Origin of the sequence: Mycolicibacterium confluentis, assembly GCF_010729895.1 — a bacterium.
Lineage (GTDB): Bacteria > Actinomycetota > Actinomycetes > Mycobacteriales > Mycobacteriaceae > Mycobacterium > Mycobacterium confluentis.
The window spans coordinates 654,510-665,696 of record NZ_AP022612.1 but is presented as its reverse complement, the minus strand read 5'-3'; the positions used below and the strand labels follow the sequence as shown (position 1 = coordinate 665,696).

Below are 11,187 nucleotides of genomic sequence, written 5' to 3'. Positions count from 1 at the left end.
CTCAGTCGTCACCAGATGCACACGCGTTTGGATGAACGCTTACATCTGCGACGACCTACCGATGTAGGGCGCAACTACCCCACTTCCGGACGTCCACCGGACGGGACTACTCCACCGACGCGGGGAAAGGCCTAGCCCGGCTGGGTGCCGGCGACGGGGTCAGGCAAGGCGGACAGATCGACCTCGCCCTTGGGTCTGCCGTCCAACGCCAGGATGAGGTCGGCCACCATCTGAGCCAAATCGAGGTCGCGGATGCGCGGTGCGCCGATTCCGCTGCCCGCGCGCGGGATCGGAACCTGAATCGTGGCCGTGGTGGCGCGGTACGTCGCGCCCGGGTACATGCGGGCGAGCCTCAACTGTCCCGAGTCGGGCAGGGTCAGCGGGGACATCCGCAGGGTCGACGGCTGCCCAGCCGACCCGGTGGCCGAGAGTTCGGTGATCCCGTATTGACGGCACAGCAGGCGAAGCCGGGCCACCGCGACCAGACGCTGCGCGGGCTCGGGCAGCGGACCGTAGCGGTCGACGAGTTCCTCGACGACACCGAGCACCGCGGTGTCGTCGGCCGCGGCCGCCAGCCTCCGGTACCCCTCCAGCCGCAGCCGGTCGCTGCCGATGTAATCCGGCGGCAGATGCGCGTCGACCGGCAGGTCGATCCGCACCTCCTTGGGTTCGGTTGGCCCCGTGACGGTTTCGCCGTCAGCCGCGGCACGGTACGCCTCGACGGCCTCGCCCACGAGCCGCACATACAGGTCGAAACCCACGCCCGCGACATGCCCGGACTGTTCGACTCCGAGCACATTGCCCGCCCCGCGGATCTCCAGGTCCTTCATCGCCACCGCCATACCGGCGCCCAGATCGTTGTTCTGCGCGATGGTGGCCAACCTGTCGTAGGCGGTCTCGGTCAACGGCATCTCGGCCGGGTACAGGAAATAGGCGTAACCGCGTTCCCGGCTGCGTCCCACCCGACCGCGCAACTGGTGCAACTGGGAGAGCCCGAAGGTGTCGGCCCGCTCCACGATCAGGGTGTTGGCGTTCGAGATGTCCAGACCCGTCTCGACGATCGTGGTGCAGACCAGGATGTCGAATTCCCGGTTCCAGAAGCCCTCGACGGTCTTCTCCAGCAGTTCCTCGGGCATCTGACCGTGGGCCACCACCACCCGCGCCTCGGGCACCAGATCCCGGATCCGCGCCGCCGCGGAGTCGATCGAGCTCACCCGGTTGTGGATGTAGAAGACCTGCCCGTCGCGCAGCAGTTCGCGGCGCAGCGCCGCCGCCACCTGTTTGTCGTCGTGCGGACCGACATAGGTCAGCACCGGATGGCGCTCCTCGGGTGGGGTCAGGATGGTCGACATCTCGCGAATGCCGGCCAGGCTCATCTCCAGGGTTCGCGGAATCGGGGTGGCACTCATGGTCAACACGTCGACGTGCGTGCGCAGGCTCTTGATGTGCTCCTTGTGCTCGACGCCGAACCGCTGTTCCTCGTCGACGATCACCAGTCCGAGGTCCTTCCAGCGGACCGCGGTCTGCAGCAGTCGGTGCGTGCCGATGACGATGTCCACCGAACCGTCGGCCATCCCCTCGATGACGGCCTTCGACTCGCTCGGGTCGGTGAACCGGGACAGGCCCTTGACCGTCACCGGGAATCCGGCCATCCGGGTGCTGAACGTCTGCAGGTGCTGATCGGCGAGCAGCGTCGTCGGGACCAGCACCGCAACCTGTTTGCCGTCCTGGACGGCCTTGAACGCCGCGCGCACGGCGATCTCGGTCTTGCCGTAGCCGACGTCGCCGCAGATCACCCGGTCCATCGGCACCGGCTTTTCCATATCGGCCTTGACCTCGGTGATCGCCGTCAGCTGGTCCATGGTCTCGGTGAAACCGAACGCATCCTCCATCTCGGCCTGCCACGGTGTGTCCGGCCCGAACGCGTGCCCCGGAGCGGCCTGGCGCTTGGCGTAGAGCGCCACCAGTTCGGTGGCGATCTCGCGAACCGCCTTGCGTGCCTTGGTCTTCGTGTTGGTCCAGTCACTGCCCCCGAGCCGGCTCAAGCTGGGTGTCTGACCCCCGACATAGCGGGACAGCTGATCGAGCGAATCCATCGGGACGTACAGCTTGTCGGTTCCGCCGCCGCGCTTGCTGGAGGCATACTCCAACACCAGGTATTCGCGGCGCGCGCCGCCGACGGTGCGCTCGGTCATTTCGACGAACTTGCCGATGCCGTGCTGGTCGTGCACCACCAGGTCGCCCGCGGCCAGCGCCAATGGGTCGACGGTGTTGCGCCGCTTGGCCGCCAGGCGTTTACCCTCGGTGGCGGTCACCCGGTTACCGGTCAGGTCAGCTTCGGTGATGATCACCATGCCGGCGCCAGGCAGCACCACACCGTCGCGCAGCGGCCCCTTGAGAACGCCGACCACACCCGGGCGGGGCGCCTCGCCGTCGGCCAACATTGTTGCGGGCGTATCGGATTCGCCAAGCTGCTCGACGACGCGATGCGCCGTCCCGGTGCCGGGCGTCACCACAGCCGCGGTCCCACCGGTCATGACGTGGGCGCGCAGCATCGCGAAGATCTCTTGGATGTTCTGCTGGCCACGGGCCGACGGGGCCGGACGGATGTCGAGCTCCACCGCCGACTCGTCGGGCAGCTGGCTCAGCGTCCACCAGGGATGGCCCCCCTTGTCCGCCGCCTCGCGCACCTCGCTGAACCCACGAAAACCCGACCCGCCGAGCTGCTCGACGTCGATGGGGGCGTCGCCACCCACCGCGGCCACCGACCACGTCGCCTCGAGGAACTCCCGACCGGTCTGGATCAGGTCGGCGGCCCGAGTGCGCACCTTCTCCGGATCGCAGATCAGCAGCGGGGTGCCCGGGGCCAGCTGTTCGGTCAGCAGGGCCAGGTCATCGGGGCGCAGCACCGGGGTCAGGGCCTCCATACCGTCCACCGGGATGCCCTCGGCAAGTTTGGCCAGCATGTCGCCGACGCTGCCGCTGATCGCCTTGTCGGTCTGCGGGCCGGAGTCCAGCAGTTGCGCGGCGCGGCGTTTGGCGTCCTCGGTCAGCAGCAGCTCGCGGCACGGCACCGCAACCACATAGTCGACGGGGATCTCGGTGATCGAGCGCTGGTCCGCCACGGCGAACATCCGCATCTCGGTGACCTCGTCACCCCAGAACTCCACGCGGACGGGATGTTCGGCGGTGGGAGCAAAGATGTCGAGGATGCCGCCACGCACCGCGAACTCGCCGCGTTTGCCCACCATGTCGACGCGGGTGTAGGCCAGTTCGACCAGGCGGGTGATGGTCTCGTCGAAGCCCGGCTCGTCTCCGACCGACAGCGTCACCGGCTCGATGGTGGACAGATCGGAGGTCATGGGCTGCAGCAGCGACCGCGCGGTGGTCACCACCACGCGCAGCGGCGGGCCCAGTCGCGCGTCATCAGGGTGTGCCAGCCGGCGCAACAGCAGCATCCGCGCCCCCACGGTCTCCACACCCGGGGACAGCCGCTCATGCGGCAGGGTCTCCCAGGACGGGAACAGGGCCGCGGCCTCGCCGAACACCCCGCGCAGTTCCGCCGTCAGGTCATCGGCCTCGCGCCCGGTCGCGGTGACCACCAGCAGCGGCTCACGTTGAGCGAGCGCGGCCGCGACGAACACCCGGGCCGCGGCAGGTCCGACCAGGCTGAGCTCGGCGGGCTTGTCGGCGCTGCGCTCGATGAGCTCGGTGAAAGTGGGTGCGGTCAGCACCGCCTCGACGAGCCCCGCTATCGGGGTCTGGACATACTGGTGCCCCGGTGCGGTCATGATGGATTCCATTCTAAGACGGGCCCGCGCCGTGACCGTGCTCACGTTCCCGGCATCGAAATTGCCGTCAGGGCTGTTCGTGCGCGGTCGTCACAGCCCTGCGTGCAATCTCGGCGGCTGAGAAGCCGAGGTCGGCGGCCGAGAAGCCCCGATCACTCGTCCTGCAGGTGCGGGTCCGCCTCCAGGTGCGTCAACCCGTTCCACATGAGGTTGACCAGGTGGGCGGCCACCACCTCCTTCTTGGGCTCGCGGGTGTCGAGCCACCACTGCGCGGTCATCGACACCGACCCGACCAGGGCCTGGGCGTACAGCGGAGCCAGGTCGGGATCCAATCCGCGCCGGGAGAAGTCACCCGCCAGGATCGAACTGACCTGGCTGACCGCATCGTTGAGCAGGCTGGAATAGGTGCCCGAACTGATCGAGGCAGGCGAGTCACGGATCATGATCCGGAATCCGTCGGTGCGCTCCTCGACGTAGGTCAGCAGCGCCAGCGCCACCCGCTCGATCCGAACCCGGGAGCGGTTGTTGGTCAGCGACGAGGTGATGCCGTCGAGCAGGGCCGACATCTCGCGGTCGACGACCACCGCGTACAACCCCTCCTTGCCGCCGAAATGCTCGTAGACGACGGGTTTGGAGACGTTGGCGCGCAGCGCGATCTCCTCGATCGAGGTGGCGTCATAACCACGCTCGGCGAACAGCGAACGGGCGATGTCGATGAGCTGATGACGACGCTCGCTGCCGGTCATCCGCGTCCGCGGTGCACGCACATCCTTCTCGGGCTTTTCCGGCGCTCCCACGAGATACCAGCGTATAGACACCCGATAGACTCCGTGGGCGCGTCAGTCCGTCGTGGTGTAATCGGCAGCACCTCTGATTTTGGTTCAGATAGTTCAGGTTCGAGTCCTGGCGACGGAACGCGCAGATCGCAGCCGCACTCCGGCCCTTCACGCAGCCCGTTGAGCGCTCCGTTCCAACGTGCACCAGTTTTGCGACCGAGGCGCGCACAATGACACGCTGGGGGCGGCGCCAGGCGCCGAGGCTGTGAAGAAAGAGGGGCCATGACGACACACCGCGGGTCCGCAGTGGTGGTGCTGGCGGCGGGTGCGGGCACCCGGATGCAATCAGACACTCCAAAGGTGCTGCACACGCTGGGCGGTCGCAGCATGCTCTCGCATGCCCTGCACGCCGTCGCCAAGGTCGCACCGGAACATTTCGTGGTGGTGCTGGGCAACGAACGCGAGCGCATCGCCCCCGTCGTGACCGAACTGGCGGGCACGCTGGGCCGCCGGATCGACATCGCCGTGCAGGACCAGCAGTTGGGTACGGGCCACGCGGTGCTGTGCGGCCTGTCGGCCCTGCCCGCCGATTTCACCGGCACCGTCGTGGTGACCTCGGGTGACGTTCCGCTGCTGGACGCCGAGACGCTGGCCGCGCTGGCCGACACGCACGCCACCGAGCCGGCCGCGGTCACGGTGCTGACCACGACATTGGCCGATTCGACGGGGTACGGCCGCATCCTGCGCACGCAGGACGGCGAAGTCATCGCGATCGTCGAGGAGGCCGACGCCACGCCTCAGCAGCGTGCGATCCGTGAGGTCAACGCCGGTGTGTACGCCTTCGACATCACCGCGCTGCGCGGTGCGCTGGACCAACTGTCCTCCGACAACGCACAGCACGAGCTGTATCTGACCGACGTCATCTCGATCGTCCGCGCGGCCGGGCAGATCGTGCACGCCAAGCACATCGACGACCACGTGCTGGTGGCCGGCGTCAACGACCGCGTGCAGTTGTCGACGCTGGGCGCCGAACTCAACCGGCGCCTGGTCGCGCGCCTGCAGCGCTCGGGTGTGACGATCGTCGACCCCGCCAGCACATGGGTTGACGTGGACGTGACGGTCGGCCGCGACACCCAGATCATGCCCGGCACCCAACTGCTGGGCTCCACCACGATCGGCAGTCACTGCGTGATCGGCCCCGACACCACGCTGGCCGACGTCAGCGTCGGTGACGGCTGCTCGGTGGTGCGCACGCACGGCGGGCAGTCAGTCATCGGGGCTGGCGCGACCGTGGGTCCGTTCGCCTACCTGCGTCCCGGCACCACGCTGGGCGTCGACGGCAAGTTGGGCGCATTCGTCGAGGTCAAGAACTCGACCATCGGTGAGGGCACGAAGGTGCCGCACCTGACCTACGTCGGGGACGCCGACATCGGCGAGCACAGCAACATCGGCGCCTCGAGCGTCTTCGTCAACTACGACGGCGAAACCAAACGCCGGACGACGATCGGCTCTCACGTGCGCACGGGCTCGGACACGATGTTCGTGGCGCCGGTCCGAGTCGGCGACGGTGCCTACACCGGCGCCGGCACGGTGCTGCGCGAAGATGTGCCGCCCGGAGCGCTGGCTGTGTCCGAGAACGCACAACGCACCGTCGAGGGCTGGGTCGAACGCAAACGCCCCGGCAGCGCCGCCGCCGAGGCCGCGCGCCGCGCCCTGGAAGCCGAGCAGGGCTGAGCAGTTCTGGCCAATCCGGCGAGCGGTTAACGCTGTGCCCGCAAACCTACGTACCATTGCCCCGTACCAATCCCCGACCGCAAGGGCAGCGCAGCAGTGAGTCACGACTGGACCGACAACCGCAAGAATCTGATGTTGTTCTCGGGTCGTGCGCACCCCGAACTGGCCGAGCAGGTGGCCAAAGAGCTCGACGTGCACGTCACCGCGCAGACCGCCCGCGACTTCGCCAACGGTGAGATCTTCGTCCGGTTCGATGAATCGGTGCGTGGCTGCGACGCTTTCGTCCTGCAGAGCCACCCCGCGCCACTGAACCAGTGGCTCATGGAGCAGCTCATCATGATCGACGCGCTCAAGCGCGGCAGCGCCAAGCGGATCACCGCGATCCTGCCGTTCTACCCGTATGCGCGTCAGGACAAGAAGCACCGCGGCCGTGAGCCCATTTCGGCCCGCCTGGTCGCCGACCTGCTCAAGACCGCTGGCGCCGACCGCATCGTGTCGGTCGACCTGCACACCGATCAGATCCAGGGCTTCTTCGACGGCCCGGTCGATCACATGCGCGGGCAGTCGCTGCTGTGCGGCTACATCGCGGAGAACTACGCCGACCACGACATGGTGGTCGTCTCGCCCGACTCGGGCCGCGTCCGCGTCGCGGAGAAGTGGGCCGACGCCCTCGGTGGCGTTCCGCTGGCCTTCATCCACAAGACGCGCGATCCGCTGGTGCCCAACCAGGTCAAGTCCAACCGCGTCGTCGGTGAGGTCAAGGGCAAGACCTGCATCCTGACCGACGACATGATCGACACCGGCGGCACCATCGCCGGCGCGGTCAAGCTGCTCAAGGAGGACGGCGCGGCCGACGTGATCATCGCCGCCACTCACGGTGTGCTGTCCGATCCGGCGGCCCAGCGTCTGGCGGAGTGCGGTGCCCGCGAGGTGATCGTGACCAACACCCTGCCGATCACCGAGGACAAGCAGTTCCCGTCGCTGACCGTCCTCTCGATCGCGCCGCTGCTGGCCAGCACCATCCGCGCCGTGTTCGAAAACGGTTCCGTGACCGGACTTTTCGACGGATCCGCCTAAGCGCCGATGACCGACGCGACGATCTTCCACAACCCGAAGTGCAGCACGTCCCGCAAGACGCTGGACCTGCTGCGCGAGAACGGCATCGAGCCGACCGTCGTGCAGTACCTCAAGACCCCGCCGTCACGCGCCGAGTTGGCCGCGATGATCGCCGACGCCGGGATCGAGGTCCGCAAGGCCGTGCGCAAGCGCGAGTCGCTGTATGCGGAGTTGAACCTGGACGACGCGAGCGACGACGAACTGCTCGATGCCATGGCCGAGCACCCCATCCTGATCGAGCGCCCGTTCGTCGTGACCGACAAGGGCACCCGACTGGCCCGACCGATCGACGCGGTGCACGAGATTCTGTGATCTGGCGGCCGGCCCTGGCACTCGCCGTCGCCTCGGCGGCGCTTGTCTCGTGCGGCGCCCCGGCCCCCGACTATCAGTCCACCTGGTCGACCTCGGCCACGACGTCGGCCGTGCCGACGACACCGCCTCCCGTCGTGCCCTTCTCTCAGTATCTGGAGGGCCGCGGCGTGCGGGGTGTGCCCGTCGCCCCCGCCGATCTGACCGACATCGAGGTCACGCTGGTCCGACCGCCCGGATGGAAGCCGTACCGCAATGAGAACCTGCTGCCGCAGACCCAGGCCATCGCCAAGAACGACACCTACCCGACCGCACAGGTGCTGGTGTTCCGACTGCACGGCGGCTTCGACGTCCCCGCCGCGATCCGGCACGCCAACGCCGACGCCATGCTGTCGCCGGGCTTCAAGAAGCTCAACGAGTCCTTCAACGATTTCGACGGTTTCCCGTCGGCCATGATCGAGGGCAGCTACACCGGCCCGAACGACCGCAGGCTGCACACCTACAGCCGCATCGTCATCCCCGTCACCCCAGCGCCGGATTTCCAGCGCTACCTGGTGCAGCTGACCGTGACCAGCCTGGCCGATCAGGCCGTCGCCGACTCCGATGCGATCGAATCGATCATCGGCGGCTTCAAGGTGACCCTCTCTTAACCGCGAGCAGACACAAACTCGCATGGATCGCGGCCCAATCGTGCGAGTTTGTGTCTGCTCGCGGGCTGTGGGCGCAGGGGTTGTGCGGTCACCGCGCGGCTAGGGTGGCACCATGACCTCCTGGACTGCTGCTGACCTGCCGTCATTCGCCGGGCGCACCGCCATCGTCACGGGCGCCAACAGCGGTCTCGGGGAGATCACCGCGCGCGAGTTGGCCCGTGTCGGGGCAACGGTCATCCTCGCCGTGCGCAACACCGACAAGGGCGCGGTCGCCGCGGCGGGCATGCCGGGCGAGGTCGAGGTGCGCAGGCTCGATCTGCAGGACCTGGCGTCGGTGCGGGAGTTCGCCGACGGCGTCGAGGACGTGGACGTGCTGATCAACAACGCCGGCGTGATGGCCGTGCCGTTCGCCTTGACCAGGGACGGCTTCGAAAGCCAGATCGGCACCAATCATCTCGGCCATTTCGCGCTGACCAACCTGCTGCTGCCCAAGATCGGCGACCGCGTGGTCACGGTGTCGTCGATGATGCACCTGTTCGGCCGGGTCAACCTCAAGGACCTGAACTGGAAGACGCGGCCCTATTCGTCGTGGGGCGCCTACGGCCAGTCCAAGCTGGCCAACCTGCTGTTCACCAGCGCGCTGCAGCGTCGCCTCGACGGCGTGGGATCCCGCGTGCGGGCCGTGGCGGCACACCCCGGCTACTCCGCGACCAACCTGCAGACACACTCGACCGGGGCGTTCAGCTCCCGCTTCATGGCGATGGGCAATCGGTACTTCGCGACCGACGCCGACTTCGGGGCCAGGCAGACGCTGTTCGCGGCCTCGCAGGATGTCCCCGGCGACACGCTCATCGGTCCGCGCTTCGGCCAGCAGGGGCCGACGGGCCCCACCTTCCGCAGCCCACTGGCCCGCAGCGCGGCCAAGGCGGAGGGCCTGTGGGAGCTGTCCGCCCAGCTCACAGGTACTGAATTTCCGCTCTGACTCGCCGATGCGTTAGTCTTGCCGGGCGTCACGGCGAGGGTGGCTTGACCACCGTTATCGACGGGGACCCGCATCCGATGCGGTTTTGTCTGCTCCTGCCGTGCTCCACATCCTCGACACGGTTTCACAAGGAGCAACATCATGGCTAAGGCCGCCGCCACCACCAACAATCTCGTCGCCACTGTGCGCACCAAGACCGGCAAGGGCGCCTCGCGCCAGGCCCGCCGCGACGGCCAGGTGCCCGCGGTGCTGTACGGCCACGGCACCGATCCGCAGCACCTGCTGCTGCCGGCCCGCGACTTCGCCGCGGTCCTGCGCCACACCGGCACCAACTCCGTCCTCGTGCTCGACATCGAGGGCACCGAGCAGCTGGCTCTGACCAAGGCGCTTGAGATCCACCCGATCCGCCGCAACATCCAGCACGCCGACCTGCTGGTCGTCCGCCGTGGCGAGAAGGTCAGCGTCGAGGTCACCGTCAACGTTGAGGGTGAGGCCGGTCCCGACACCCTGGTCAACCAGGAGACCAGCACCATCGAGATCGAATCCGACGCCATGTCGATTCCCGACCACCTGACGCTGTCCGTCGAGGGCGTCCCCGCGGGCACCCACTTCACCGCGGCCGACATCGAGCTGCCCGAGGGCGTCACGCTGATCTCCGACCCCGAACTGCTCGTGGTCAACGTGGTGACGTCGCCGACCGCCGCGGACCTCGAGGCCGAGGGCTCCGGCGAGGAGGCCACTTCCGCGGCCCCCGCCCAGGAGTCGGCCGAGGCTGCCGCCGAGTCCGAGTCCGAGTAATTCGCCGAAGGGTTGTCCGACAACATGGCCGAGCCCCTGTTGGTGGTCGGCCTGGGCAATCCCGGACCGAACTACGCCAAGACCCGGCACAACATCGGGTTCATGGTCGTCGACATCCTCGCCGACCGCATGCGCGAATCGTTCAAAGTGCACAAGCGCTCCGGCGCCGAGGTGGCCACCGGCCGCCTCGGCGGCCGGGCCATTGTGCTGGCCAAGCCCAGGGTCTACATGAACGAGTCCGGGCGTCAGGTCGGTCCCCTGGCCAAGTTCTACTCCGTCGCACCGGCCGACGTGATCGTCATCCATGACGAGCTGGACATCGACTTCGGTCGCATCCGACTCAAGGCCGGCGGCGGCGTCGCCGGCCACAACGGCCTGCGCTCCGTCGCTTCGGCGTTGAGCAGCAATGATTTTGCCCGCGTCCGGGTCGGCATCGGCCGCCCGCCCGGGCAGAAGTCCGGTGCGGCATTCGTGCTCGAGCAGTTCAACGCCGCCGAGCGCAAAGAGGTCCCGACGATCTGCGAGCTGGCCGCCGACGCGACCGAGCTGTTGATCGAGAAGGGCGTCGAGCCCGCGCAGAACGTCGTGCACGCCTGGGGCTGAGCTCCTTCCCGCAAGCGGGCTGGGCAATTCCCGCGAGCGGGCTGCGCAACTCCCGCGAGCGGGCGCGTCTGTACAGCGACACGCCGCGTTTCGCGTACAAAGTGGGACGCTCGCGGAGTCATGGTGGGACGCTCGCGGAGAGTTTGGGCTCCCACGAGTTTGGCACTCACAGGCCATCTTTGGCGCGCGCAGTCCGGACCGCCCGATGCGGGGCGGTTCCATACTCACAGCCATGCAGATCACCGTCGATTACGACCTCTGTGACGGACACGGTCAGTGCCTGATGGCCGCGCCCGATGTCTTCGACCTGCCCGACGACTCAGAACACGTCGTCGTGCTGGACCCGGATCCGCCGCGCGACGAGTACGACGCCGTCATCCGCGCCGCCGCGATGTGCCCGGCGCAGGCCCTGCGCGTGGAGATCTGAC

10 protein-coding genes and 1 tRNA gene are annotated in these 11,187 nt (G+C 68.0%); 9 read left to right on the top strand and 2 right to left on the bottom strand.

The features are described from left to right. Positions 1–131 precede the first annotated feature (131 nt). Positions 132–3,791: a transcription-repair coupling factor gene (gene mfd, locus G6N34_RS03110; protein WP_085155407.1), complete on the bottom strand. Its 3,660-nt coding sequence runs from the start codon at positions 3,789–3,791 to the stop codon at positions 132–134. 152 nt (positions 3,792–3,943) lie between these two features. After that, on the bottom strand, positions 3,944–4,537 hold the full coding sequence (locus G6N34_RS03105; protein ID WP_085155409.1) for a TetR/AcrR family transcriptional regulator: 594 nt from the start codon (positions 4,535–4,537) through the stop codon (positions 3,944–3,946). A 97-nt stretch (positions 4,538–4,634) separates the two neighbouring features. Here G6N34_RS03105 and G6N34_RS03100 point away from each other — a divergent pair. From G6N34_RS03100 to G6N34_RS03060, 9 genes are all read left to right on the top strand, one after another. Continuing rightward, positions 4,635–4,706 (top strand) — tRNA-Gln (locus tag G6N34_RS03100). Positions 4,707–4,849: 143 nt separating this feature from the next. Continuing rightward, entirely contained in the window at positions 4,850–6,301 is a 1,452-nt protein-coding gene (glmU, locus tag G6N34_RS03095; protein ID WP_085155004.1) for a bifunctional UDP-N-acetylglucosamine diphosphorylase/glucosamine-1-phosphate N-acetyltransferase GlmU, read from the top strand. 96 nt (positions 6,302–6,397) lie between these two features. Continuing rightward, positions 6,398–7,378 (top strand): ribose-phosphate diphosphokinase, encoded by a 981-nt coding sequence (locus tag G6N34_RS03090; protein WP_085155006.1) that lies wholly within the window; start codon positions 6,398–6,400, stop codon positions 7,376–7,378. 6 nt (positions 7,379–7,384) lie between these two features. Next, complete coding sequence (gene arsC / locus G6N34_RS03085) at positions 7,385–7,729, top strand: arsenate reductase (glutaredoxin) (protein WP_085155008.1); 345 nt, start codon at positions 7,385–7,387, stop codon at positions 7,727–7,729. After that, a complete protein-coding gene (locus tag G6N34_RS03080; RefSeq protein ID WP_407663203.1) occupies positions 7,726–8,376 on the top strand; it encodes an LpqN/LpqT family lipoprotein in 651 nt (216 codons plus the stop codon). Before arsC ends, G6N34_RS03080 begins: the two co-directional genes overlap by 4 nt. Positions 8,377–8,488: 112 nt before the next feature. After that, entirely contained in the window at positions 8,489–9,358 is an 870-nt protein-coding gene (locus G6N34_RS03075; protein ID WP_085155009.1) for an oxidoreductase, read from the top strand. Between the two features lie 141 nt (positions 9,359–9,499). Continuing rightward, positions 9,500–10,156 (top strand): 50S ribosomal protein L25/general stress protein Ctc, encoded by a 657-nt coding sequence (locus G6N34_RS03070; protein ID WP_085155011.1) that lies wholly within the window; start codon positions 9,500–9,502, stop codon positions 10,154–10,156. Positions 10,157–10,180: 24 nt separating this feature from the next. After that, entirely contained in the window at positions 10,181–10,759 is a 579-nt protein-coding gene (gene pth / locus G6N34_RS03065; protein ID WP_085155413.1) for an aminoacyl-tRNA hydrolase, read from the top strand. A 232-nt stretch (positions 10,760–10,991) separates the two neighbouring features. After that, a complete protein-coding gene (locus G6N34_RS03060; protein WP_085155013.1) occupies positions 10,992–11,186 on the top strand; it encodes a ferredoxin in 195 nt (64 codons plus the stop codon). The last annotated feature ends 1 nt before the right edge of the window (position 11,187 follow it).

What these genes read in the sequence shown, in the direction of transcription:
- G6N34_RS03105 (WP_085155409.1), bottom strand. Translation starts at nt 4,537, where the DNA reads ATGACCGGCAGCGAGCGTCGTCATCAGCTCATCGACATCGCCCGTTCG.
- pth (WP_085155413.1), top strand. Translation starts at nt 10,181, where the DNA reads ATGGCCGAGCCCCTGTTGGTGGTCGGCCTGGGCAATCCCGGACCGAAC.
- G6N34_RS03070 (WP_085155011.1), top strand. Translation starts at nt 9,500, where the DNA reads ATGGCTAAGGCCGCCGCCACCACCAACAATCTCGTCGCCACTGTGCGC.
- G6N34_RS03075 (WP_085155009.1), top strand. Translation starts at nt 8,489, where the DNA reads ATGACCTCCTGGACTGCTGCTGACCTGCCGTCATTCGCCGGGCGCACC.
- arsC (WP_085155008.1), top strand. Translation starts at nt 7,385, where the DNA reads ATGACCGACGCGACGATCTTCCACAACCCGAAGTGCAGCACGTCCCGC.
- G6N34_RS03060 (WP_085155013.1), top strand. Translation starts at nt 10,992, where the DNA reads ATGCAGATCACCGTCGATTACGACCTCTGTGACGGACACGGTCAGTGC.
- glmU (WP_085155004.1), top strand. Translation starts at nt 4,850, where the DNA reads ATGACGACACACCGCGGGTCCGCAGTGGTGGTGCTGGCGGCGGGTGCG.
- mfd (WP_085155407.1), bottom strand. Translation starts at nt 3,791, where the DNA reads ATGACCGCACCGGGGCACCAGTATGTCCAGACCCCGATAGCGGGGCTC.